General features: G+C 69.9%; 26 protein-coding genes. 23 read left to right on the forward strand and 3 right to left on the reverse strand.

Translation table 11 applies throughout. From position 1 onward, the window contains the following. Nucleotides 1–53: 53 nt before the first annotated feature. Nucleotides 54–1,130 (forward strand): GGDEF domain-containing protein, encoded by a 1,077-nt coding sequence (locus QRN16_RS18860; protein WP_285188907.1) that lies wholly within the window; start codon nt 54–56, stop codon nt 1,128–1,130. Here QRN16_RS18860 and QRN16_RS18865 read toward each other — a convergent pair. Further along, entirely contained in the window at nt 1,123–1,878 is a 756-nt protein-coding gene (locus QRN16_RS18865) for an NUDIX hydrolase (protein ID WP_502944016.1), read from the reverse strand. The genes QRN16_RS18860 and QRN16_RS18865 overlap by 8 nt on opposite strands. Nucleotides 1,879–1,958: 80 nt before the next feature. Between QRN16_RS18865 and nadA the strand changes: the two genes are divergently transcribed. From nadA to hisI, 13 genes are all read left to right on the forward strand, one after another. Beyond that, nucleotides 1,959–2,996 carry a quinolinate synthase NadA gene (gene nadA / locus QRN16_RS18870; RefSeq protein ID WP_285188909.1) on the forward strand — a complete coding sequence of 346 codons (1,038 nt, stop codon included), beginning with the start codon at nt 1,959–1,961 and terminating at the stop codon, nt 2,994–2,996. After that, nucleotides 2,993–4,633, forward strand: a complete 1,641-nt coding sequence (locus QRN16_RS18875; RefSeq protein WP_285188910.1) for an L-aspartate oxidase — start codon at nt 2,993–2,995, stop codon at nt 4,631–4,633. The genes nadA and QRN16_RS18875 overlap by 4 nt, the downstream gene beginning before the upstream one ends. After that, nucleotides 4,630–5,499 (forward strand): carboxylating nicotinate-nucleotide diphosphorylase, encoded by an 870-nt coding sequence (gene nadC, locus QRN16_RS18880; protein WP_056447907.1) that lies wholly within the window; start codon nt 4,630–4,632, stop codon nt 5,497–5,499. The genes QRN16_RS18875 and nadC overlap by 4 nt, the downstream gene beginning before the upstream one ends. 37 nt (nt 5,500–5,536) lie before the next feature. Beyond that, the gene (locus QRN16_RS18885) at nt 5,537–6,004 is read left to right on the forward strand and encodes an SRPBCC family protein (RefSeq protein ID WP_027506797.1); all 468 of its coding nucleotides are present in this window, start codon (nt 5,537–5,539) and stop codon (nt 6,002–6,004) included. A 135-nt stretch (nt 6,005–6,139) separates the two neighbouring features. After that, entirely contained in the window at nt 6,140–7,477 is a 1,338-nt protein-coding gene (gene hisD, locus QRN16_RS18890; protein WP_027506796.1) for a histidinol dehydrogenase, read from the forward strand. Beyond that, entirely contained in the window at nt 7,474–8,610 is a 1,137-nt protein-coding gene (locus QRN16_RS18895) for a histidinol-phosphate transaminase (protein ID WP_285188914.1), read from the forward strand. Before hisD ends, QRN16_RS18895 begins: the two co-directional genes overlap by 4 nt. Nucleotides 8,611–8,644: 34 nt before the next feature. After that, a complete protein-coding gene (hisB, locus tag QRN16_RS18900) occupies nt 8,645–9,262 on the forward strand; it encodes an imidazoleglycerol-phosphate dehydratase HisB (protein WP_222647117.1) in 618 nt (205 codons plus the stop codon). After that, nucleotides 9,259–9,897 (forward strand): imidazole glycerol phosphate synthase subunit HisH, encoded by a 639-nt coding sequence (gene hisH, locus QRN16_RS18905; protein WP_056447919.1) that lies wholly within the window; start codon nt 9,259–9,261, stop codon nt 9,895–9,897. The genes hisB and hisH overlap by 4 nt, the downstream gene beginning before the upstream one ends. Beyond that, nucleotides 9,894–10,133: a hypothetical protein gene (locus QRN16_RS18910; RefSeq protein WP_285188917.1), complete on the forward strand. Its 240-nt coding sequence runs from the start codon at nt 9,894–9,896 to the stop codon at nt 10,131–10,133. Before hisH ends, QRN16_RS18910 begins: the two co-directional genes overlap by 4 nt. Nucleotides 10,134–10,185: 52 nt before the next feature. After that, nucleotides 10,186–10,938 carry a bifunctional 1-(5-phosphoribosyl)-5-((5-phosphoribosylamino)methylideneamino)imidazole-4-carboxamide isomerase/phosphoribosylanthranilate isomerase PriA gene (gene priA / locus QRN16_RS18915; RefSeq protein WP_285188920.1) on the forward strand — a complete coding sequence of 251 codons (753 nt, stop codon included), beginning with the start codon at nt 10,186–10,188 and terminating at the stop codon, nt 10,936–10,938. Beyond that, entirely contained in the window at nt 10,935–11,780 is an 846-nt protein-coding gene (locus tag QRN16_RS18920; protein ID WP_502944017.1) for an inositol monophosphatase family protein, read from the forward strand. Before priA ends, QRN16_RS18920 begins: the two co-directional genes overlap by 4 nt. Then, on the forward strand, nt 11,777–12,550 hold the full coding sequence (gene hisF / locus QRN16_RS18925) for an imidazole glycerol phosphate synthase subunit HisF (protein WP_222638632.1): 774 nt from the start codon (nt 11,777–11,779) through the stop codon (nt 12,548–12,550). The genes QRN16_RS18920 and hisF overlap by 4 nt, the downstream gene beginning before the upstream one ends. Further along, the gene (gene hisI / locus QRN16_RS18930) at nt 12,547–12,909 is read left to right on the forward strand and encodes a phosphoribosyl-AMP cyclohydrolase (RefSeq protein WP_056447928.1); all 363 of its coding nucleotides are present in this window, start codon (nt 12,547–12,549) and stop codon (nt 12,907–12,909) included. Before hisF ends, hisI begins: the two co-directional genes overlap by 4 nt. A gap of 10 nt (nt 12,910–12,919) precedes the next feature. Here the strand turns inward: hisI and QRN16_RS18935 are convergent, their stop codons facing one another. Then, entirely contained in the window at nt 12,920–13,426 is a 507-nt protein-coding gene (locus tag QRN16_RS18935; protein ID WP_056448080.1) for a MarR family winged helix-turn-helix transcriptional regulator, read from the reverse strand. Nucleotides 13,427–13,566: 140 nt separating this feature from the next. On the opposite strand from QRN16_RS18935, the gene QRN16_RS18940 reads away from it, so the two are divergent. The 9 genes from QRN16_RS18940 (at nt 13,567) to QRN16_RS18980 (ending at nt 22,994) form a co-directional block, all read left to right on the forward strand. Further along, nucleotides 13,567–15,108: an anthranilate synthase component I gene (locus tag QRN16_RS18940; protein WP_235578963.1), complete on the forward strand. Its 1,542-nt coding sequence runs from the start codon at nt 13,567–13,569 to the stop codon at nt 15,106–15,108. Further along, nucleotides 15,105–15,764: a TIGR02234 family membrane protein gene (locus QRN16_RS18945; RefSeq protein WP_285188924.1), complete on the forward strand. Its 660-nt coding sequence runs from the start codon at nt 15,105–15,107 to the stop codon at nt 15,762–15,764. Before QRN16_RS18940 ends, QRN16_RS18945 begins: the two co-directional genes overlap by 4 nt. Before the next feature lie 114 nt (nt 15,765–15,878). Then, entirely contained in the window at nt 15,879–16,688 is an 810-nt protein-coding gene (gene trpC, locus QRN16_RS18950; RefSeq protein ID WP_027506784.1) for an indole-3-glycerol phosphate synthase TrpC, read from the forward strand. Nucleotides 16,689–16,743: 55 nt separating this feature from the next. After that, complete coding sequence (trpB, locus tag QRN16_RS18955; protein ID WP_027506783.1) at nt 16,744–18,003, forward strand: tryptophan synthase subunit beta; 1,260 nt, start codon at nt 16,744–16,746, stop codon at nt 18,001–18,003. A 20-nt stretch (nt 18,004–18,023) separates the two neighbouring features. Further along, complete coding sequence (gene trpA / locus QRN16_RS18960; protein WP_502944023.1) at nt 18,024–18,827, forward strand: tryptophan synthase subunit alpha; 804 nt, start codon at nt 18,024–18,026, stop codon at nt 18,825–18,827. Then, nucleotides 18,827–19,837 (forward strand): prolipoprotein diacylglyceryl transferase, encoded by a 1,011-nt coding sequence (lgt, locus tag QRN16_RS18965; protein ID WP_285189068.1) that lies wholly within the window; start codon nt 18,827–18,829, stop codon nt 19,835–19,837. Before trpA ends, lgt begins: the two co-directional genes overlap by 1 nt. After that, nucleotides 19,815–20,540, forward strand: a complete 726-nt coding sequence (locus tag QRN16_RS18970) for a TM2 domain-containing protein (protein ID WP_051613589.1) — start codon at nt 19,815–19,817, stop codon at nt 20,538–20,540. Before lgt ends, QRN16_RS18970 begins: the two co-directional genes overlap by 23 nt. Nucleotides 20,541–20,639: 99 nt before the next feature. After that, the gene (pyk, locus tag QRN16_RS18975; protein WP_027506780.1) at nt 20,640–22,058 is read left to right on the forward strand and encodes a pyruvate kinase; all 1,419 of its coding nucleotides are present in this window, start codon (nt 20,640–20,642) and stop codon (nt 22,056–22,058) included. A gap of 60 nt (nt 22,059–22,118) precedes the next feature. Beyond that, a complete protein-coding gene (locus QRN16_RS18980; protein WP_027506779.1) occupies nt 22,119–22,994 on the forward strand; it encodes an acyl-CoA thioesterase in 876 nt (291 codons plus the stop codon). On the opposite strand, the gene QRN16_RS18985 is transcribed toward QRN16_RS18980, so the two are convergent. Continuing rightward, nucleotides 22,969–23,217 carry a helix-turn-helix transcriptional regulator gene (locus QRN16_RS18985; RefSeq protein ID WP_027506778.1) on the reverse strand — a complete coding sequence of 83 codons (249 nt, stop codon included), beginning with the start codon at nt 23,215–23,217 and terminating at the stop codon, nt 22,969–22,971. The two genes, QRN16_RS18980 and QRN16_RS18985, sit on opposite strands and share 26 nt — an antisense overlap. Nucleotides 23,218–23,285 lie beyond the last annotated feature (68 nt).

Raw genomic sequence — 23,285 nt, forward strand, 5'->3', positions numbered from 1 at the left:
CGACGGGCCGCGGGCGGGGGCCGACCTCTTCGAACGGCGAGGGTCTCCAGGACGTGGCGAACACCATTCGGCGGTGGTTGACCAGACCCGTCGATTACGCGTGGACCGTCCACTACTTCGAGACGAACACCGCGCTCGGCTCGACCCGCGTCCTCATCGGTCTGTCCTGCCTCCTGTTCTCCGTCCTGTACGTCGTCGCCGGACTCGCCCCGCCGACCGCGCCGACGGGAGCAGCACTGACGATCGTGCTCGTGAACGCGGTGGGGACCGCCGGCGTCGGGCTCGCCTGGATCCGCGGACCGTGGCCCTCACGGAGGATGTCGACGGCCTTCGTCGTGTACGCGGACGTCGGACTCTCCGTGGTGCTCCTCTCGCTGTCCGACCCGCTCGCCGTGCTGCCCTGCACGATCCTGTTCGGCGTCGCGAGCAGTTACGTGGCGACGTTCCACACGCCGCGGGTGTTCGCCGTCCACCATTCCCTCACCGTGGTGGTGTGCGTCGGGTTGTTCGTCCGAGCGATCTGCTCGGAGTCCGTGCTCGGAGCGGCGCGCACCTCGCTCGCCGTCACCTACGGATTGCTCATCGTGATGGTTCTCTTCCTCGCACCGATCTCCATCTACCGCCTGCAGTTCCTGCAACGCGGCGACGTCACCGCCGCGTACGTGGATCCGCTGACCGGCCTGCGCAACCGGCGGGGACTCACCGTCGCGGCGGGCGAACTGCTCGGCACCCGGAACGGTCTCGTCGCGGTGGTCATCGACATCGACCGCTTCAAGTCGATCAACGACCGCTTCGGACACCACCACGGCGACCTCGTCATCCGTCGGACCGCGGACACCATCGACGAGATGTTCCCGTCTCCGTCGATCACGGCCCGCACCGGCGGGGAGGAGTTCGCCGTCGTGACCGCGCTGCCGATGGACGAGGTGCTCGACCGGGCGCGGCGGCTGCGCAGCGCCTACACGGCGCGGTCGGACCACGAGTCGAGTCTGAGCATCGGGGTCGCTCGCGAGGAGCGGGTCGTCACCTCGCACGGCGTGGAGGTGCTGCTCATCTGTGCCGATCGAGCGATGTATTCCGCCAAGGCGGACGGCGGCGATGCCGTCGTCGGCTACGGCACTCTCACGTAGGTGGTCGGAGCGCGGCGAACTCGTCGGTCACACGTAGTGCGCTGTCCCGGAAGCAGTACAGCGCGGCGGGACGTCCTCCGGACGGGCCCGGGGGAGCGGTGTGGCCGGTGGACTCGATGACGCCCCGCCGGGTGAGCACCCGTTGGAGATTGGTGGTGTCGACTTGGTAACCCAGTGCGGCGCAGTAGATGTCGCGCAAGGTCGACAGGCTGAACTCGACGGGCGCGAGCGCGAAGGCGATGTTGGTGTACGACAGTTTGGCCGCCAGTCTCGCGCGGGCGTGCGCCACCATCGTGCCGTGATCGAACGCGGTCTCGGGGAGCGTCGCGACCGGGTGCCACGCAGTGTCGACGGGAAGTCGCGGGTCCCCGACGATGGGGACCAGACCGAGGAACGTCGAGGCGATGCGGCGATCGCCGGGGACCCGCCCGGGATCTGAGAAGACGGACAGCTGCTCGAGGTGGCGTACCTCGCGCACGTCGACCTTCTCCGCCAGCTGACGTCGCGCGGAGTCGGTCAGGTTCTCGTCGTCCCGGAGGAGCCCGCCGGGGAGTGACCAGGTTCCGCGTGCCGGGGCGAGTGCGCGCTGCCACAGCAGCACGCACAGTTCGGCAGGCTCGCGGGGCTGCAGCTCGCGCACCTGGAAGACGACGGACAGCACTTCGTGCACCGGTCGGGTGGCCGGATCGGGGGCACTTCCGGTCGGTCCGTCGGCGGCGGTGCTACGATGAATCACGTTTTCGATCATAAGTCGAAAACCCCGTCGGGTCCATTCCGGCGGATCGGCACCGGCGCACGCAAGCGCTGGACGCACGCGAGGAGCACGACATGGCGATCACCACCACGCGATTCGGCGGGAACTCCGCGGTCGTCGACGGACCGACGGGCTACGCCGGCGTCGATGCCGTCCCGGAGTGGGCCGAGGAGATCCTGCGCCTGGCAGAGGCGAAGAACGCGACGATCCTGGCGCACAACTATCAGCTGCCCGCCATCCAGGACATCGCCCACCACGTCGGCGACTCGCTCGCGCTCTCGCGCATCGCCGCCGAGGCGCAGGAGGAGACCATCGTCTTCTGCGGCGTGCACTTCATGGCCGAGACGGCCAAGATCCTCGCGCCGTCCAAGACGGTCCTCATTCCCGACGAGCGGGCGGGCTGCTCTCTCGCCGACTCCATCGACGCGGCCCAGCTGCGCGAGTGGAAGGCCGAGCACCCGGACGCCGTCGTCGTGTCGTACGTGAACACCACCGCCGAGGTGAAGGGACTGACGGACATCTGCTGCACCTCGTCCAACGCGGTCGAGGTCGTGCAGTCCATCGACCCGGACCGCGAGGTGCTCTTCCTGCCGGACCAGTTCCTCGGGGCCCACGTCCGTCGACAGACCGGTCGCACCAACATGCACATCTGGGCCGGTGAGTGCCACGTCCACGCCGGAATCAACGGCGACGAGCTCACCGCACGGTCGCAGGCGTACCCCGAGGCCGAGCTCTACGTCCACCCCGAGTGCGGCTGCGCGACGTCCGCGCTCTACCTCGCCGGCGAGGGATTCGTGCCCGAGGACCGCGTCAAGATCCTCTCGACCGGCGGCATGCTCGACGCGGCGCGCACCACGGGTGCGAAGCAGGTTCTCGTCGCCACCGAGATCGGCATGCTGCACCAGCTGCGCAAGGCGGCGCCCGGTGTCGACTTCCAGGCCGTGAACGACCGCGCGTCCTGCCCGTACATGAAGATGATCACCCCCGCGGCGCTGCTCCGGTGCCTCACGGAGGGCAAGGACGAGGTGCACGTCGACGTCGCGACGGCCGAACGCGCACGCGCGTCCGTCGAGCGGATGATCGCCATCGGCTCGCCCGGCGGCGGCGAGTGACCACTGCGGCCACTCCGGGCGCACGTGTCGCTGCCGCTCCGGGCGGGAGTGTCGCTCCGGGCTGGGAGGCCGCGGCCGATCTCGTCGTGGTCGGCGGGGGAGTCGCCGGTCTCGCCGCGGCGATCGAGGCGACCCGGTCCGGGCTGAGCGTGCTGGTGCTGAGCAAGGACGCGGCGGGTACGGCGACGCAGTACGCCCAGGGCGGCATGGCCGTCGCGATCGGCGAGGACGTCGAGGCTCACGTGCGCGACACGATCGTCGCGGGCGCCGGTCTGTGCGACGAGGCCGCGGTGCGCTCGATCGTCGGGGCCGGCGCCGACGCGCTGAGTGTGCTCACCGGCATCGGTGCTCGGTTCGACAGCGGCGCGGACGGCTCCATGGCCCGCACTCGTGAGGGCGGCCACTCGGTCGGCCGCATCGTGCACGCGGGCGGCGACGCCACGGGGCGCGAGATCCAGCGCGCTCTGTCGTCCGCGGCGCCCGCGACGGTGAACGGCGCGACCGTGCTCGACGTCCTGGTCGGCGACCGCGGTGTGGCGGGCGTGCTCGTCTCGCTCTCGCCGGACGATCTCCACGCGAACCTCGGCGTGGTGCACGCACCCGCCGTGCTGATCGCCACCGGTGGCACCGGAATGCTGTACTCGGCCAGCACGAACCCGTCCGGCGCCACGGCCGACGGCCTCGCTCTCGCACTGCGGGCGGGCGCGGACGTGGCGGACGTCGAGTTCGTGCAGTTCCACCCGACCGTGCTGTTCCGCCCCGGCGGCCGCGGGCGGCTCCCGTTGGTCAGCGAGGCGGTCCGCGGTGAGGGCGCGCGTCTCGTCGACGCCGACGGCCGCTCGATCATGGCGGGCGTGCACCCGCTGGGTGATCTCGCTCCCCGCGACGTCGTGTCCCGGGCGATCGCCGCTCGGCTGGCCGAGAGCGGCGCTGATCACGTCTTTCTCGACGCGCGGTCCGTGCCCGACATGGCCCTGCGTTTTCCCACCGTCACCGAGGCCTGCCTCGCTCAGGACGTGGACCCGACGGAGCAGCCGATCCCGGTGGCCCCTGCAGCGCACTATGCATGCGGCGGTGTCGTCACAGACGAGTACGGCCGCACCTGCGTCGCCGGGCTCCACGCCGCGGGCGAGGTGGCCCGCACAGGACTGCACGGAGCGAACCGTCTCGCGTCGAACTCGCTGCTCGAGGGCGTGGTGCTGGGGACCCGAGTGGCTCGCAGCGCCCGAGACCGGGTGTCCGTCCGCTCCCTGACGTCCGGCGATCCGTCTGCGCGACACCGGGCGCCCCGGCTCGACAGGGACGTCCTCCAGTCCGCGATGACCCGTCACGTCGGCGTCGTCCGCGACGACACAGGTCTGCGCGAGGCAGCGGCGATCGTGGGAGCCGCTGTCCCGCGCGAGCTCACGTCGACCCACGACGTCGAGGACGCCGCACTGACACTGCTGGCGTCCGCGACCGCCTCGGCAGCTCTCGCCCGCACCGAGACGCGGGGTGCGCACACCCGCGCCGATCACCCCCGGTCCGACGACGCACAGCGCCGCAGCACCGTCTTCCGGCTGGCCGACGACGGCAGCCTCGCGATCGTGCGGAATGCCCGCAGCGCCGACCAGGTCGGCCCGATAGGAGTCTCATGACCACACCCGCCGCTGCTCTCGACCCCGTCGATCGGGACGAGATCCTCCTCGTCGTGCGCCGCGCGCTGGAGGAGGACCTCCGATACGGGCCCGATGTGACGAGCCTCGCCACGGTGCCCGAGGGCGCGCGCACCCGCGCCGCGGTCGTCTCGCGGGCACACGGCGTCGTGGCGGGCCTCGACGCCGCGCTGGCGGTGCTCGACGAGGTGATCGGCGACCACGTCGTGCTCTCCCGGATCGCCGACGGCACCCGGGTCGAGCCGGGTGACGTGGTGCTGTCGGTGGAGGCACCGACCAGGGCCCTGCTCACCGCGGAGCGGACGATGCTCAACATTCTCTGCCACCTGTCCGGCATCGCGACCGCGACCGCGGCGTGGGTCGACGCGGTGTCCGGCACGGGATGCGTCGTACGGGACAGTCGCAAGACCTTGCCCGGGCTGCGTGCGCTGCAGAAGTACGCCGTGCGTGCCGGCGGCGGGCAGAACCACCGCATGGGCCTCGGCGACGCGGCACTGATCAAGGACAACCACGTGGTCGCCGCGGGCTCGGTGGTGGCGGCTCTGCGCGCCGTCCGAGCCGCGGCGCCGGACATCGCCTGCGAGGTCGAGGTGGACACTCTCGAGCAGCTCGACGACGTGCTGGCCGAGGGCGTCGACCTGGTGCTGCTCGACAACTTCCCGCTGTGGCAGACGCAGATGGCGGTGCAACGTAGGGATCGAGCAGCTCCCGCGACGAAGCTCGAATCGTCCGGCGGGCTGTCCCTGGACTCGGCCGCCGAGTACGCGGGCACCGGTGTGGACTTCCTCGCGGTCGGCGCGCTCACCCACTCCGTGACGGTGCTCGACCTGGGGCTCGACTTCGAGTGACGTTTCGCGTGAGCGGGATCCGGGCACAGGACCGCACATGACATCTGTGAGCACTGTGGACCGCGGCGATCGCGTCATCGCCCGCCGCGTGACCGTGAACGCCCCTGCCGACGACCTCTTCGCTCAGGTGGCGGATCCGCACCGGCACGGCGAGCTGGACGGCTCCGGAACGGTGAAGGACACGGTGAAGGGTCCGACGACGCTCTCGCGCGGAGCGAAGTTCTCCGTGGGCATGAAGCAGTTCGGCGTGCCCTACCGCATCACCAGCACCGTCACGGAGTTCACCGACACCGGGGACACCAAGGTGATCGAGTGGCAGCACCCGCTGGGCCACAAGTGGCGCTGGGAGTTCGTCGCGGTGGGCCCCTCGTCCACCGAGGTGACGGAATCGTTCGTCTACGGAACGGCGAAGATCCCGAAGATGCTCGAGGTGACCAAGCAGACGGCACAGAACGCGAACGGCATCACGAAGACGCTGGAGAAGCTGGCAGCCCGCTACTCCTGAGACCATGGTGCGGGCAGGCCGGAGGCCGGTCGGTGGGACCAGGTGGATCGTCCCCCTCGGGGCGCCGGTCGGGGCTCGAGCGATAATCGACGTGCGCCGACCGGCGCGCCCTTGCTCGACCCGAGAGGATCACCCATGACTGCCCGCACCGAGTTGCGACGCGTGGATCTACGCGGCAGCTCTCCGTCCACCGCCGAGCTGCGCGCGGTTCTCCCACGGGGTGGAGTGGACGTGAACTCGGTGCTGCATCTGGTCACCCCGGTGGTCGAGGCGGTGCGTGAGCGCGGCGCCGACGCGGCGCTCGAGTACAGCGAGACGTTCGACCGCGTGCGTCCCGACTCCGTGCGAGTCCCGGCCGCCGAGCTTGAGAAGGCTCTGGACCAGCTCGATCCCGACGTGCGGGCGGCACTCGAGGTGTCCATCGAGCGTTCGCGCATCGTGCACGAGGATCAGCGTCGGTCGGAGACCGTGACCACCGTCGTCCCCGGTGGAACCGTCACCGAGAAGTGGGTCCCGGTCGAGCGAGTCGGACTGTACGTACCGGGCGGCAACGCCGTGTACCCGTCGTCCGTCGTCATGAACGTCGTCCCCGCGCAGGTCGCCGGCGTCGGCAGCCTCGTCGTCGCCTCGCCGCCGCAGGCGGATTTCGGCGGCCTCCCGCACCCCACCATCTTGGCAGCGGCAGCGTTGCTCGGCGTGGACGAGGTCTGGGCGGTCGGCGGTGCCCAGGGCGTCGCACTGCTCACCTACGGCGGCGTGGACACCGACGGTGCGCCGCTCGAGCCCGTGGACATGATCACCGGCCCGGGCAACATCTACGTCACCGCGGCGAAGCGGCTGTGCCGTGGAGCGGTGGGCATCGACTCCGAGGCCGGGCCCACCGAGATCGCCATCCTGGCCGACGACACCGCCGACCCGGTGCACGTCGCCGCCGATCTGATCTCGCAGGCCGAACACGACGTGCTGGCGGCGAGCGTGCTCGTCACCACCTCGGTCGCCCTGGCGGACGCCGTCACGCGCGAGGTCGCCGAGCGCACGCTCACCACCAAGCACTCCGAACGCGTCGCGACGGCGCTGTCCGGTGAGCAGTCGGGCATCGTGCTGGTGGACACGGTGGCCGACGGCATCCGCACGGTCGACGCCTACGCCGCGGAACACCTCGAGATTCAGACCGAGAACGCCTCCGAGGTGGCGGGCCGCATCCGCAGCGCCGGAGCGGTGTTCGTCGGACCGTGGTCGCCGGTGAGCCTCGGCGACTACTGCGCCGGGTCGAACCACGTCCTGCCGACGGCCGGATGCGCCCGTCACTCGTCCGGGTTGTCGGTGCAGACCTTCCTGCGCGGCATCCACATCGTCGACTACTCGCGCGACGCTCTCGACGGCGTCGCGAAGCACGTCGTCGCCCTCGCGAACGCGGAGGATCTGCCGGCGCACGGTGATGCCGTCCGCGTGCGGTTCGAGAGCCGATCGTGACGGCCGCGCCCGGCGCCGGGACCGCACTGTCGGACCTGCCGCTGCGCGACTCGCTCGTCGGGAAGTCTCCGTACGGTGCGCCGCAGCTCGAGGTGCCGGTGCAGCTCAACACCAACGAGAACCCGCACCCACCGTCGGCAGCGCTCGTGGAGGACGTCGCCCGCTCCGTGCGGGAGGCGGCAGCGTCGCTGCACCGCTATCCCGATCGGGACGCCGTCTCACTGCGCACGGATCTCGCCGCGTACGTGGCGGCCCGTACGGGGGTGCCCGTCACCGTCGACAATCTGTGGGCCGCGAACGGATCGAACGAGATCCTGCAGCAACTGCTGCAGGCATTCGGGGGGCCGGGACGCACGGCGCTGGGATTCGTGCCGTCGTACTCGATGCACCCCATCATCTCGGCGGGCACCCAGACCGAGTTCCTCGATCTGCATCGGCGTGACGACTTCTCGCTGGACGTCGACGCGGCCGTGGCCGCGATCGAGTCGATGACGCCGGACGTCGTGTTCGTCACCAGCCCCAACAACCCGACGGGACACAGTCTCTCGCTCGACGACCTCCGGCGTCTCGCCTCCGCGACCACCGGGATCCTCGTCGTCGACGAGGCGTACGGCGAGTTCTCGGCGGCGCCCAGCGCGGTCGACCTCATCGACGAGTTCCCCAGCCGAGTCGTCGTCAGCCGGACCATGAGCAAGGCCTTCGCGTTCGCGGGTGGGCGACTCGGGTACCTGGTGGCCGCTCCGGCCGTCGTGGACGCACTGCTCCTGGTGCGGCTGCCGTACCACCTGTCGGTGCTCACGCAGGCTGCTGCGCGCGCCGCACTGCGCCATGCCGACGACACGCTGGCCTCGGTGGCCGAGCTGGCGGCCGAGCGTGATCGCGTCGTCGCCCGACTCGCCGTCCTGGGCTACCGAGTGGTGCCCAGCAGCGCCAACTTCGTGCTGTTCGGCCTGTTCGACGATGCGCCCGCGGTGTGGTCTCGGTACCTCGATCAGGGTGTACTCATCCGCGACGTCGGCATCGCGGGGCATCTCCGCGTCACCATCGGCACCGAGGCCGAGAACGATCGGTTCCTCGAGGTCAGCGCCGACCTGTCCGAGGACGTCGTCCACTCGTCCGCCCCCGCCACCTGAACCCCAACAGAGGATCCGACCAGTGAGCAGCATCATGACCCCGAACCGCATCGCGCGCATCGAGCGGACCACCAAGGAGTCGTCCATCACGGTGGAGCTGAATCTCGACGGCACCGGCATCGTCGACGTGTCCACCGGTGTGCCGTTCTTCGACCACATGCTCACCGCGCTCGGGACGCACGCGAGTTTCGACCTCACGGTGCACGCGAAGGGCGACATCGAGATCGAGGCGCATCACACGGTCGAGGACACCGCTATCGTCCTCGGACAGGCGCTGGGCCAGGCACTCGGCGACAAGAAGGGAATTCGCCGTTTCGGTGACGCGTTCATTCCGATGGACGAGACGCTGGCACACGCCTCGGTCGACGTGTCCGGTCGGCCGTACTGCGTGCACACCGGGGAACCGGAGCACATGCTGCACGCGATCATCGGCGGCTACCCGGGAACCCCGTACGCCACGGTGATCAACCGCCACGTCTTCGAATCCATCGCGTCCAACGCGCGTATCGCCCTGCACGTCCGGGTGCTGTACGGACGCGACCAGCACCACGTCACCGAGGCCGAGTTCAAGGCCGTCGCTCGCGCCCTCCGCGCGGCCGTCGAGCCCGATCCGCGGGTCTCGGGAGTGCCGTCGACGAAGGGAAGCTTGTGACCAGCAAGTCTGTCGCGTTGCTGGATTACGGTTCGGGGAATCTGCACTCGGCGCAGCGCGCACTCGAACGTGTGGGCGCCGACGTCACGGTGACGTCCGACCACCGCGTCGCGCTGCAGGCCGACGGACTGGTCGTGCCCGGTGTCGGCGCGTTCGGCGCATGCATGGACGGTCTGCTGTCGGTGCGCGGCGACGAGCTCGTCGACAAGCGGCTCGCCGGGGGCCGCCCCGTGCTCGGCATCTGCGTCGGCATGCAGATCATGTTCGACCGCGGCGTCGAGTTCGACGTGCCCGCCACCGGCTGCGGCCAGTGGCCCGGCACCGTGGAGAAGCTGCAGGCCGAGGTGCTCCCGCACATGGGCTGGAACACGGTGCGCCCGGGCGAGGACTCGGTGCTGTTCGCGGGCATGGACCCCGACACGCGCTTCTACTTCGTGCACTCGTACGGCGTGCAGGACTGGGAGATGGCACCGAGCGAGTCGCTTGCCGCTCCGGTTCTCACGTGGGCCGATCACGGCGGCGAGTTCCTCGCGGCGGTGGAGAACGGCCCTCTGTCCGCGACACAGTTCCACCCGGAGAAGTCCGGCGACGCCGGCGCCACGCTGCTCGAGAACTGGCTCCGCACCCTCGGATGAGCGAGCCCCGCGAGTTCTCACTGGGTCGCCACACCGGGCTCGTCCTCGGTGCGGCGACCCTGATGTTCGCCGCGACCACGCTCGTCCTCTGGCTGCTGCAGCCGAGTGGTCCGGTGGGGCTGCTGGTGGTGGCCGTCGGACTCGTCGCCACAGGCGTCTGCGCGTCGCTGGTGGCGAAGGCGTCCGTTCGCCGATCCTTCGGCGAGGAGCCCGACGGGTCCGAGCCGTCCGACTGACGCGCCGCCCTGCCCGGTGTCGCCGCGGATCGTGCCGGTAACCTCGTCGAACGTGAGCCTGGTACTTCTCCCCGCAGTCGATGTCGCCGATGGTCAAGCTGTTCGTCTCGTGCAGGGAGAGGCAGGCAGCGAGACCGCCTACGGCTCTCCGCGCGACGCAGCGCTGGCCTGGCAGAACGACGGCGCCGAGTGGGTGCATCTGGTAGATCTGGACGCCGCCTTCGGCCGCGGTTCGAACCGCGACCTCCTCGCGAGCGTGGTGGGGGAACTCGACGTGAAGGTCGAGCTGTCCGGTGGCATCCGCGACGACGAGAGCCTGCGGGCAGCGCTCGCGACGGGCTGCGCGCGCGTCAACCTCGGCACCGCCGCACTCGAGGATCCGGAGTGGTGCCGCCGCGCCATCGGTGAGTACGGCGATCGTGTCGCCGTGGGACTGGACGTGCGCATCGTCGACGGTCAGCACCGCCTGCGCGGTCGCGGCTGGGTGAGTGACGGCGGCGATCTGTGGGAGGTGCTGGAGCGGCTCGACCGCGACGGGTGCTCGCGGTACGTGGTCACCGACGTCACGCGGGACGGCACTCTGACCGGCCCCAATCTCGAACTGCTCGAACAGGTCTGCGCTGTCACCGACGCGCCGGTCATCGCGTCCGGCGGAGTGTCCACCGTCGCGGATCTGGTCGCCATCGCCACGCTGACCGACAAGGGCGTCGAGGGTTCCATCGTCGGCAAGGCCCTCTACGCCGGCCGCTTCACGCTGCCGGAGGCCCTCGCCGCCGTCGCGGACAGCGCATCGTCGGCGACGTGACCGCCGTGGACCTGGACGCTCTCGCGGCCACCGCGCGCACCCTGCTCGACGGCACCCACGAGCGGTTCGTCGCGGGCGCCGGCGCGCCCAGCGCCGTGGCAAAGGGGCCGGACGACTTCGCCACCGCGGTCGACCTCGAGCTCGAACGTCGGCTGGTCGAGGAACTGCAGGAGCAGACCCAGATCCCCGTGCACGGCGAGGAGTTCGGCGGGCCACCCGTCGAGTCCGACACCGTGTGGGTACTCGATCCGATCGACGGGACCTTCAACTACTCGTTCGGGCTGCCCACGGCGGGCACACTGCTGTCGCTGCTCGTCGACGGGCGCCCGGTCATCGGCCTGACGTGGCTTCCCCTGATCGGCCAACGCTTCTGGGCGGTGGAGGGTGGACCCGTGCATCGTGACGGGGAGGCGCTCCCCGCGCTGCCCACCTCCGCACTCGCCTCCTCCATCGTCGGATTCGGTGCGTTCAACATCGACAGCCGCGGCCGGTTGCCCGGCGCCTACCGGGTGCAGGTGCTCTCGGACATCAGCCGCGTCTCCTCACGGATCCGCATGCACGGGTCGACCGGGCTGGACCTCGCGTACACCGCGGCGGGAACACTCGGTGCGTCGATCGTGTTCGGTCACCATGCGTGGGACAACGCCGCGGGAGCGATGCTGGTCCGCGCCGGCGGCGGGATCGTCACCGATCTGGCGGGCGAGCCGTGGACGGTGACCTCGACGTCGGTGCTCGCCGCAGCCCCCGGCGTGCACGAGGAACTGCTGCAGGTGCTCGCCGGAGTCGGCGAGCCGTCCTCGTACACACCGACATCGCGCGCACGGGAAGGAGTCCGGAGATGAGTGTCGCAGTACGCGTCATCCCGTGCCTGGACGTCGACGCGGGCCGCGTCGTCAAGGGCGTCAACTTCGCCGATCTGCGCGACGCCGGTGATCCCGTCGAGCTCGCCGCGAAGTACGACGCCGAGGGTGCCGACGAGTTGACCTTCCTCGACGTCACCGCGTCGTCCGGTGGTCGCGCCACGATGCTCGACGTGGTGACCCGCACCGCGGAGCAGGTGTTCATTCCGCTCACCGTGGGCGGCGGTGTCCGCACCGTGCAGGACGTGGACACGCTCCTGCGAGCGGGCGCCGACAAGGTGTCCGTCAACACAGCAGCGCTCGCGCGACCGGAGTTGTTGCGCGAGTTGAGCTCTCGATTCGGATCGCAGTGCATCGTGCTGTCGGTCGACGCCCGGACGGTGCCCGAGGGCGAGGCGCCGACGGCGTCCGGTTGGGAGGTGACCACGCACGGCGGCCGCCGCGGTACCGGCGTCGACGCCGTGGAGTGGGCACACCGCGGGGCCGATCTCGGGGTGGGCGAGATCCTGCTCAACTCGATGGACGCGGACGGCACGAAGGCCGGCTTCGACATCGCCATGATCACCGCTGTCCGCGCGGCCGTCCGGGTCCCGGTCATCGCCAGTGGCGGCGCCGGCGCCGTCGAGCACTTCGCGCCTGCCGTGGCCGCGGGTGCCGATGCCGTTCTCGCGGCCAGCGTCTTCCACTTCGGCGAGATGACCATCGGCGACGTCAAGGGCGCTCTGCGCGCGGACGGTGTGGAGGTTCGATGAGCGCCCCCGTTCTCGATCCGGCGATCGCCGACCGTCTCAAGCGCACCGACGACGGACTGGTGTGCGCCGTCGCGCAGGAACGCGGCACCGGTGACGTGCTCATGGTCGCGTGGATGGACGACACGGCCCTGGCCATGACGCTCGCGACGCGCAAGGGCACGTACTGGTCGCGGTCACGGCAGGAGTACTGGGTCAAGGGCGAGTCGTCCGGACACGCACAGTACGTCCACGAGGTCCGCCTCGACTGCGACGGTGACACGATCCTGCTGACGGTCGATCAGACCGGCGGCGCGTGCCACACCGGTGATCACTCGTGCTTCGACGCCGACGTGTTGCTGAGCGAGCCCCCGACCGCGTGAGTACCGGCGGTCAGCCACCGCCGTCGCGGGCGATGCCGGCGTCGAGGTTGGTGACCATGACCTCGGCGAGCGCTCGCATCGTCTCGACCTGCTCGTCGTCCAGCCCGTCGAACACGAGTGACCGCACGGTGGAGACGTGGCCGGGAGCCGTGGCGACCACCTTCGCGTACCCCTCGTCCGTGAGAACGGCGTGGGAGCCGCGGCCGCCGCTGATGCTCTCCCGCCGGGCCCATCCGGCGCGCTCGAGCTTGGTCATCACGTGCGACAGCCGGGACAGCGACGCGTTGGCGAAGTCCGCGAGCTCGCGTAGGCGCAGCCGACGATCCGGAGCCTCGGACAGCGTCGCCAGCACGAAGTAGTCGAAGTGCGTCAGTCCGGAGTCACGCTGCAACTGAGTGTCCAGTGCGGCGGGCAACCGGGTCACGAAGGCGACCAGCACGCGCCAGGCGTCCTGCTGTGCCGGTGTGAGCCAGCGCATCTCGTCCGGCAGTGTCTCGGACGGCGGTGTCGCGGTCATCGGGTGCGCGTTCCTCTCCTCGTGCCGGATCACGACCGACCAGTTCGGTTTCCGACTCGTCGAGTGTCCCACCGCCCGTGCGACCCCCGCGTTCGGCACCTCCCGAACCCGGCGGGACGGCACCCGGGAAGATGACCCCCATGGATTCGCAGAAGGACCCGGCACCCGGAACCACCACCCGGGAGCAGTTCCGCCAACTGGCCGCCGTCCATCGCGTGGTCCCCGTCGTCCGCAAGGTCCTCGCGGACTCCGAGACTCCGCTGTCGGCGTACCGCAAGCTCGCCGGGGACCGGCCCGGCACGTTCCTGCTCGAATCCGCCGAGAACGGGCGGTCGTGGTCCCGGTGGTCGTTCATCGGTGCGGGCAGCCCTAGTGCGCTCACGGTCGTGGACGGCGAGGCCGCGTGGATGGGGGAGACGCCGGCGGGTGCCCCGTCGGGTGGCCATCCGCTGGACGCACTCGGAGCCACCATCGAGCTGCTCCGCTCCGAACGGTTGCCGGACCTGCCCCCGCTCACCGGCGGGATGGTGGGGTATCTCGGCTACGACGCGGTGCGCCACATCGAGCGACTGCCCGAACTCACCGAGGACGATCTGAAGATCCCCGAGATGGTGATGCTCCTCGCGACCGATCTGGCCGCGGTGGACCACCACGAGGGTGCGATCACCCTCATCGCCAACGCGGTGAACTGGAACGGCACCGACGAGCGGGTCGACGAGGCGTACGACGACGCGGTGGCACGGCTCGACCGCATGACCCTCGCACTGTCGTCCGCCGCGGAGTCCACGGTGGCGTCGTTCTCGCGACCCGAGCCGCAGTTCCGGCGCCAGCGGACCTCCGAGGGGTTCGGCGCCGACGTGCACCGCCTGGTCGAGGAGATCGAGGCGGGCGAGGCGTTCCAGGTGGTGCTGTCCCAGCGTTTCGAGATGGAGACCACCGCGACGCCGCTCGACGTCTATCGCATGCTCCGACGCTCCAATCCCAGCCCGTACATGTACCTGATGCACGTCCCCGGCGCGGACGGCGAGACCGCGTTCTCGATCGTCGGGTCGAGCCCCGAGTCCCTCGTGACGGTCGCCGACGGTGTCGCGACGACGCACCCGATCGCCGGGACCCGGTGGCGCGGCGCCACAGAGGAGGACGACCTCTTGCTCGAGAAGGACCTCCTCGTGGACGAGAAGGAGAACTCCGAGCACCTCATGCTGGTGGACCTCGGACGCAACGATCTCGGGCGGGTCTGCGAGCCGGGCACGGTCAAGGTCACCGAGTACCGCCACGTCGAGCGCTACAGCCACGTCATGCACCTGGTGTCGACGGTGACGGGTCGGCTCGACGAGGGCAGGCACGCACTCGACGCCGTCCGCGCCTGCTTCCCGGCGGGCACGCTGTCGGGCGCTCCCAAGGTGCGGGCGATGGAGCTCATCGAGGAACTCGAACCGACCCGCCGCGGCGTCTACGGCGGCATCGTCGGATACCTCGACTTCGACGGGGACGCCGACACGGCGATCTGCATCCGCTCCGCCCTCATCAAGAACGGCACCGCGTACGTCCAGGCGGGTGCCGGCGTGGTGGCCGACTCGGTCGCCGAGTACGAGGACACCGAGGCGCGCAACAAGGCGATGGCGGTGCTCAGCGCGGTGGCCGCAGCGGAGACGGTGACCACCGTCGGAGGCGCCGAGTGAAACGCGGGGGCGTCGGTCTCGCCGCGCTGCTCCTGGCTCTCGCGGCGCTGGCGCTGTGGGCGTCGTCGCGCATGACCTGGGTCCGGGTCGTCAGCTCGGACGGGCTGGGGGAGCAGCAGACGTCCTCGCTCGTCGGGGGTACGTGGGCCGCGGCGACCACGCCGTTGGCCATCGCGGCCATCGCTGCGGTGGCGGCTCTGTTCGCGATCCGCGGACGGTGGACGGTGCTGCTCGCGGTGCTCGTCGCGCTCGTCGGTGTCGGAGCCGCCGTTCCCGCGGTGCAGTTGATCGTCTCGGGCGTGGATCCGGAGCGCGCCGGCGCGCTGGCGGAACTCCCCGGTCGTGCCGAGGTCCTCTCCGCGGAGGCGAGCCGCGCGCCCGCCGCACTCGCGCTCCTGGGCGGTCTGCTCGCGCTGGCCGCCGCCGTCGTGGTCGCGCGCACGTCCCGCTCCAAGGCCGGCCTGTCGGCTCGGTACGACAGTCCCGCGGTGCGCCGTGAGCGCGCCGAACAGGACGTTCGGTCTGCCGCCGTAGACGCCGACGAGGAACCGAGCGAGCGGGCCATCTGGGACGCGCTGGACTCCGGCGCCGACCCGACCGTGACCGACGACGCCACCGGTGTCGACGACCGACCCGGCGGCGGTGAGACCCGCTAGTCGGTGGTGTTACTCCGGCCTCTACTCTGAGCGCACCGGATGAGCAGCGCCACACATCCACTGCGATGTCGAGCAGACATTCACCACTCTGGCGGAAGGACGCGGGGGACACCGATGACCGTTCTCGATTCGATCCTCGACGGTGTACGGGCCGACACGCAGGCCCGTGAATCCGTGGTGGACTTCGCCTCCGTCAAGAAGGCCGCCGCCGCCGCGCGGCCGGCCCTCGACGCCGCCGCCGCGCTCATCGAGCCGGGCATCGCCGTCATCGCAGAGGTCAAGCGCGCCAGCCCTTCCAAGGGTGCGCTGGCCGACATTCCGGACCCCGCCGTGCTCGCGGGTGCCTACGAGTCGGGCGGAGCGCGCGTCATCAGCGTGCTCACCGAGGAGCGCCGCTTCCGCGGATCGCTGGACGATCTCGACGCCGTGCGTCGCGCCGTCGAGATCCCCGTGCTGCGCAAGGACTTCATCGTCGGGCCGTACCAGATCCACGAGGCTCGCGCCCACGGCGCCGACATGATCCTGCTGATCGTCGCGGCTCTGGAGCAGGACGCCCTCGCGTCCCTGCTCGACCGCACCGAGTCGCTCGGCATGACCCCGCTGGTCGAGGTGCACACCGAGGAGGAAGCGGACCGCGCGCTCGAGGCCGGCGCCAAGGTCATCGGCGTCAACGCCCGCAACCTCAAGACACTCGACGTCGACCCGGACACCTTCTCCCGCATCGCGCCCGGCCTGCCGTCGGACATCATCCGGGTCGCCGAGTCCGGCGTCCGCGGCACCGCCGATCTTCTGGCCTACGCCGGAGCGGGTGCCGACGCGGTTCTCGTCGGTGAGGGACTGGTCACCAGCGGCGACCCGCGGTCCGCGGTGCGTGACCTGGTCGCGGCCGGAACGCACCCCTCCTGCCCGAAGCCTGCGCGCTGATTTCAGGCTCCACCCGGCTCGTCGTCCCGGTGTGTCATCGGGCAGACTCGACACCGTGACTACCAGCTATCTTCCGAACTCGAGCGACGGCATCACCGATCGCACCGATCACGACCCCGACCTCGGCGGACACTTCGGTAAGTACGGCGGCCGCTACGTGCCCGAGGCGCTCATGGGCGTCATCGAGGAAGTCACCACCGAGTACGCCAAGGCGCGCGGAGATCGAGACTTCCTCGACGAGCTCGATCGTCTGCAGCGCGACTACACCGGTCGCCCGTCGCCGATCTTCGAGGCGGCGAATCTGTCGAAGCAGGCCGGTGGGGCCCGCATCTTCCTCAAGCGCGAGGACCTCAACCACACCGGTTCGCACAAGATCAACAACGTGCTGGGCCAGGTGCTGCTCGCCAAGCGGATGGGCAAGACCCGCGTCATCGCCGAGACGGGCGCGGGCCAGCACGGCGTCGCCACGGCCACGGCCTGTGCGCTGCTCGGCCTCGAGTGCCTCGTCTACATGGGCGAGGTGGACACCGAGCGTCAGGCCCTCAACGTCGCCCGGATGAAGCTCCTCGGTTCCGACGTCGTCGCGGTGACGTCCGGCTCGCGCACACTCAAGGACGCCATCAACGAGGCGCTGCGCGACTGGGTGACCAACGCGGACGAGACCTACTACTGCTTCGGCACCGTCGCCGGACCGCACCCGTTCCCCATGATGGTCCGCGATTTCCAGCGCATCATCGGCATGGAGGCACGCGCGCAGATGCTGCACGATCACGGCCGGCTTCCCGACGCCATCGCCGCGTGCGTCGGCGGCGGGTCGAACGCCATCGGCATCTTCCACGCCTTCATCGACGACGCGGACGTCCGGCTGATCGGGTACGAGGCAGCCGGCGACGGCATCGAGACGGGTCGCCACGCCGCGACCATCGGTGCGGGCTCGCCCGGCGCCCTCCACGGCGCCTTCTCGTACCTTCTGCAGGACGAGGACGGTCAGACCATCGACTCGCACTCCATCTCCGCCGGGCTCGACTACCCGGGCGTCGGACCGGAGCACTCGTACCTCAACGACATCGGGCGAGCCGAGTACCGACCCATCACCGACACGGAGGCCATGGAGGCCTTCACTCTGCTGTGCAAGACCGAGGGCATCATCCCGGCGATCGAGTCCGCGCACGCCATCGCGGGTGCCGTGAAGCTCGGCCGTGAACTCGGTGACGGCGCCATGATCCTGGTCAACCTCTCCGGTCGCGGAGACAAGGACGTCGACACCGCCGCGAAGTGGTTCGGCATCCTGGACGAGAAGGGCAACGTGACGTGAGCACCCCCACCCCCATCCCGGTGCACTCCGGTCCGTCGCGGTTGGGCCCGGTCTTCGACCACACCCGCGGTGAGCACCGCGCCGCCCTCGTCGGCTACCTGCCCGCCGGGTTCCCGACGGTGCCCGAGTCGATCGACGCCGTGCGCGCGCTCGTCGACAGCGGCTGCGACATCATCGAGGTCGGCGTCCCGTACTCCGATCCCGTCATGGACGGCCCCACCATCGCGGCCGCCGCAGGGCGCGCCCTGGCCAACGGCGCCCGCGTCCGCGACGTCTTCACCGTGGTCGAGGCCATCGCCGACGCCGGTGGCAAGGCCGTCGTCATGACGTACTGGAACCCGGTCATGAAGTACGGCGTGACCGAGTTCGCCGCGAATCTCGCGTCGGCGGGCGGCCTCGGCATGATCACGCCGGACCTGATCCCCGACGAGGCCGGCGACTGGCTCGGCGCCTCCGTGGAGCACGGGCTCGATCGCATCTTCCTCGTCGCACCGTCGTCGACGGAGGAGCGTCTCTCGCGCACCGTGCAGTCGAGCAGCGGTTTCGTCTACGCGGCGTCGACCATGGGCGTGACGGGTGCCCGCGATGCGGTGTCCTCGGCCGCGCCCGCACTGGTGTCCCGCATCCGCGTGCACTCCGACATCCCCATCGGCATCGGCCTCGGGGTGCGTTCCGGTGCCCAGGCCGCGGAGATCGCCGCGTACGCCGACGCCGTCATCGTCGGATCCGCGCTCGTCTCCGCCGTCGACCAGGGTGTCGGCGCCGTCTCCGCGCTCACCGCAGAACTCGCCGAGGGCGTGCGGTCGGCGAAGGCCGCGTCGTGATGCTCGCGGCGAACACCGCCGTGCTCGCCTACATCCCCAGTCCGCCGCAGGGCGTCTGGTACGTCGGGCCGCTCGCACTGCGGGCGTACGCCTTCTTCATCATCGTCGGCATCGTCGTCGCGATCGTGTGGGGTGACCGCCGCTGGGTCGCCCGCGGCGGCGACAAGGGGACCGTCCTCGACGTCGCCGTGTGGGCCGTGCCGTTCGGTCTCATCGGCGGTCGGCTCTACCACGTCATCACCGACGCGCCGACGTACTTCGGCGAGGGTGGCAATCCGATCGACGCCCTCAAGATCTGGCAGGGCGGTCTCGGCATCTGGGGCGCCGTCTTCCTGGGTGGTGTCGGCGCGTGGATCGCCTGCAGGCGACGCGGGATACCGCTCCCGGCCTTCGGCGACGCCGTCGCGCCGGGCATCCTCCTCGCGCAGGCCATCGGCCGCATCGGCAACTACTTCAACCAGGAGCTCTACGGACGCGACACCACCCTGCCGTGGGGCCTCGAGGTCTACGAACGCGTCGACGCCAACGGTCGGGTCGACTCCCTCGCCGGCGTCTCCACCGGAATCGTCGAGCGGGTCGTGCATCCGACGTTCCTGTACGAACTGTTGTGGAACGTCGTCGTCGTCGTGCTCCTGGTGCTGGTCGACCGTCGCTTCCGCCTCGGACACGGCCGCATCTTCGCCCTGTACGTCGCGGGCTACTGCGCCGGACGCTTCGTCATCGAGCTGATGCGCAGCGACTTCGCGACGCTGATCGGCGGCATCCGCGTCAACTCGTTCACCTCCGGCATCGTCTTCCTGCTCGCGCTGGCGTACGTCGTCCTCGCGCCCAAGGGTCGTGAGGAACCGGCCACGCTGCGCACCCGGACCGACGAGGTCGAGCCTGACGGCGAGGTGACGGACGAGGCGGACGCCGATGCTCCGGCGAAGGACGAGGACCGATCCACCGACGAGGTGACCACCCCGACGACGAGTGAGGACGAGGGACGTGACCGATCCGGACAAGCCTGACCTGACGAAGAAGTCGACCGGCTCGGACCCCGTGGGGTCCGACGACGTCACCGGGAGCACTCCCGGTCCGGGGTGGAACACCAACGCCAGTTTCGGCGAGGGTCCGGGTTCCGGCGCCTACCCGTCCTACCCGTCGCCCGGGACGTACCCCGAACCGTCGGCCGGTGACACGGCTGCCTTCGGCTACCCGGTCGGCGAGTACGGCTCCTGGAATCGTGAGCCCGAGTCGACGGACTGGTCCGCACGGCCGGCCGCGGACACCCCGTACGCCCAGCCCCAGTACGGTCAGCCCCAGTACGCCCAGCCGCAGTACGGGCAGCCCCAGTACGGTCAGCAGCCGCAGTACGGGCAGCCACCGTTCGCGGGCGGCCACGGCGTCGATCCGATGGCGCCGTTCGGTCGAGACATGGGGACGGGTGAACCGTTCGGCGACAAGTCGAAGGTGACGGCAGGTGTTCTCCAGTTGGCCCCGCTGCTCTTCGGTCTGCCGCTCGGCATCGGCCGGTTCTACATCGGCTCGACGGTGCTCGGCGTCGCGCAGCTCGTGTCGTTCATCGTGAGCGTCCTGCTGACCGTGACGATCATCGGCGCGTTGATCGGTATCCCGCTCTACGCGGCCGTCTGGCTGTGGTGCCTCGTCGACGGCATCGTGATGCTCGTGAGCAAGGTCCGCGACGGGAACGGCCGACTTCTCAAACCCTGAACGACCTCCCGGTTAACTACTGGCCAGTAGCCCAATTGTCAGGACATAGAGCGGCGTCGTCGATAGGAATCGGGTCCGGCGGGGACTAGGCTTGCGCCCGTGACCCGACGGACGAAGATCGTATGCACCCTGGGACCGGCGACTGCCACCGACGAGAGAATCAAGGAACTCGTCGAGAGCGGAATGGATGTGGCTCGGCTGAATTTCAGCCACGGCGACTACCCCGACCACGAGGCGAACTACAAGCGGGTGCGTGCGGCGTCGAACGCCACCGGGAAGGCCGTGGGCATCCTCGCCGACCTGCAGGGTCCGAAGATCCGGCTCGGCCGGTTCAAGGAGGGCAAGACCACCTGGGCCAACGGTGAGCTGATCCGCATCACGGTCGAGGAGTGCGAGGGCACCCACGATCGGGTCTCCACCACCTACAAGGAACTCGCGCAGGACGCCAAGGAAGGCGATCGCCTCCTCGTCGACGACGGCAAGGTCGGTCTGGTCGTCACCGGTGTCGAGGGCAACGACGTCCTCTGCCGCGTGACCGAGGGCGGCCCCGTCAGCAACAACAAGGGCGTGTCCCTCCCCGGCATGGACGTGTCGGTTCCCGCCATGTCGGACAAGGACACCGAGGATCTCGAGTTCGCTCTGGCCCTGGGAGTCGACTTCATCGCACTGTCGTTCGTGCGGTCGCCGGCCGACGTCGAGCTGGTGCACGCGATCATGGACCGGGTGGGCCGCCGGGTCCCCGTCATCGCCAAGATCGAGAAGCCGGAAGCGGTCGACAACCTCGAGGCCATCGTCCTCGCGTTCGACGCGGTGATGGTCGCGCGTGGTGACCTCGGTGTCGAGCTCCCGCTCGAGCAGGTGCCGCTGGTGCAGAAGCGCGCCATCCAGATCGCGCGCGCCAACGCCAAGCCTGTCATCGTCGCCACGCAGATGCTCGAGTCGATGATCGAGAACTCGCGTCCCACCCGCGCGGAGGCGTCCGACGTCGCGAACGCGGTGCTCGACGGCACCGACGCCGTCATGCTGTCCGGCGAGACCTCCGTCGGCAAGTTCGTCATGGAGACGGTGCGCACGATGGCACGCATCGTGGAGACCGTCGAGATGGAGGGCGACGCGGTTCCGGCGCTCACCCACACTCCGCGCACCAAGCGCGGCGTCATCTCCTACGCGGCTCGCGACATCGGAGAGCGGCTCGACGCACGCGCTCTCGTCGCCTTCACGCAGTCCGGTGACACCGTGCGGCGCATGGCGCGTCTGCATTCGCGGCTGCCGCTGCTGGCCTTCACGTCCATCCCCGAGGTGCGCAGTCAGCTCGCTCTGACCTGGGGCACCGAGACGTTCCTGGTGCCGTTCGTCGACACCACCGACGGCATGGTGCGTGAGGTCGACAAGTCGTTGCTCGAGCTCGACCGTTATCACCGCGGCGACCAGGTCGTGATCGTCGCCGGTGCGCCTCCCGGCACTGTAGGCTCCACCAACTTGATCCACGTGCACCGAATCGGAGAAGAGGACCGGTAAGTGACCGAACTGGGGGGAACGGTCGACAGACCGGAATCGGCGCGTCGGGGGGACGCGCCGATCGCCACGGCGGGGCGCTCACGCGACCTCGACGTGTTGCTGGACATCCTCGACCTCACGGAGGTCGACGAGAACACCTACGTCGGCCGTCACCCGGCAGAGGTCGGGAGCAGAACGTTCGGCGGACAGCTGGTCGCCCAGGCGCTGGTCGCGGCCGGCCGCACCGTCAGCGGGGCGAGGCCGATCCACGCCATCAACGCACACTTCATTCGCGGCGGAGATGTCAAGCGAGACATCACTTTCCGCGTGGAACGTCATCGTGACGGCCGCGCCTTCGCCAACCGTCAGGTGACGGCCTACCAGGGTGACGAGGAGCTGTTCGTCATGCTCGCCGCCTACCAGGACTCGCGCGGCGGCCTCGAGCACAGCGTCGAGTGGCCCGAGGTGGAGTACCCGGAATCGCTGCCGCCGCTGGGCAACCACTTCGACGGGTACGAGGACCGTCTGAAGATGTTCGTGGACGCGCTGAAGCCGATCGACATGCGGTACGCCAATGATCCGGCCTGGATCATGAAGGGCACCGGAGAACGGTCGAACCACAACAGGGTATGGATGAAGTCCGACGGACCGTTGCCCGACGATCCCGCTCTGCACGTCGCCACGATGGGATACGCGTCGGACACGACGGTGCTCGACTCGATCATCACCACACACGGTCTGTCCTGGGGTTTCGACCGCATCGTGGCCGCGACGGTGAACCATTCCATCTGGTTCCATCGTCCGTTCCGCTTCGACGAGTGGATGCTCTACGCCACCGAGTCGCCGGTCGCCGCGGGGTCCCGCGGACTGGCCACCGGCCGATTCTTCTCGCGCGGAGGAGAATTGGTGGCGACCGTGGTGCAGGAAGGGCTCATCCGCCATTTCCCGGCACGATGACGCGGTCGTCGGTCACCACGAAGACGTCGTCGAAGCGGTCGGTCCCGAACTCCGAGAGCAGGCCGGCGATGAATTTCGTTCCGGGCGCGCACTTCCCGCTGAGAATGCGGGAGACCGTGGCCGGGTCGACCCCGATGCGTTCGGCCAGTTGCCCGTCGGTCGTGATGTGAGCGAAGCGCCGTAGTCGTTCCAGCCCGTCGCGGTCCAGCTCGAGATTCGCCATCGATTCCCCCCGGTGATCGATCGTGTCGCGCTCGTTGCGCGCACGAGACGAAAGGTACACATGCACTG

The sequence above is a fragment of the Rhodococcus sp. MEB041 genome, assembly GCF_030208955.1.
Lineage (GTDB): Bacteria > Actinomycetota > Actinomycetes > Mycobacteriales > Mycobacteriaceae > Rhodococcoides.

Excerpts from the sequence above, each read along its gene's own strand:
- QRN16_RS18865 (WP_502944016.1), bottom strand. The coding sequence starts at position 1,878 with ATGATCGAAAACGTGATTCATCGTAGCACCGCCGCCGACGGACCGACC.
- nadA (WP_285188909.1), top strand. The coding sequence starts at position 1,959 with ATGGCGATCACCACCACGCGATTCGGCGGGAACTCCGCGGTCGTCGAC.
- nadC (WP_056447907.1), top strand. The coding sequence starts at position 4,630 with ATGACCACACCCGCCGCTGCTCTCGACCCCGTCGATCGGGACGAGATC.
- QRN16_RS18885 (WP_027506797.1), top strand. The coding sequence starts at position 5,537 with ATGACATCTGTGAGCACTGTGGACCGCGGCGATCGCGTCATCGCCCGC.
- hisD (WP_027506796.1), top strand. The coding sequence starts at position 6,140 with ATGACTGCCCGCACCGAGTTGCGACGCGTGGATCTACGCGGCAGCTCT.
- hisB (WP_222647117.1), top strand. The coding sequence starts at position 8,645 with ATGACCCCGAACCGCATCGCGCGCATCGAGCGGACCACCAAGGAGTCG.
- QRN16_RS18910 (WP_285188917.1), top strand. The coding sequence starts at position 9,894 with ATGAGCGAGCCCCGCGAGTTCTCACTGGGTCGCCACACCGGGCTCGTC.
- hisF (WP_222638632.1), top strand. The coding sequence starts at position 11,777 with ATGAGTGTCGCAGTACGCGTCATCCCGTGCCTGGACGTCGACGCGGGC.
- hisI (WP_056447928.1), top strand. The coding sequence starts at position 12,547 with ATGAGCGCCCCCGTTCTCGATCCGGCGATCGCCGACCGTCTCAAGCGC.
- QRN16_RS18935 (WP_056448080.1), bottom strand. The coding sequence starts at position 13,426 with ATGACCGCGACACCGCCGTCCGAGACACTGCCGGACGAGATGCGCTGG.
- QRN16_RS18940 (WP_235578963.1), top strand. The coding sequence starts at position 13,567 with ATGGATTCGCAGAAGGACCCGGCACCCGGAACCACCACCCGGGAGCAG.
- trpC (WP_027506784.1), top strand. The coding sequence starts at position 15,879 with ATGACCGTTCTCGATTCGATCCTCGACGGTGTACGGGCCGACACGCAG.
- lgt (WP_285189068.1), top strand. The coding sequence starts at position 18,827 with ATGCTCGCGGCGAACACCGCCGTGCTCGCCTACATCCCCAGTCCGCCG.
- QRN16_RS18985 (WP_027506778.1), bottom strand. The coding sequence starts at position 23,217 with ATGGCGAATCTCGAGCTGGACCGCGACGGGCTGGAACGACTACGGCGC.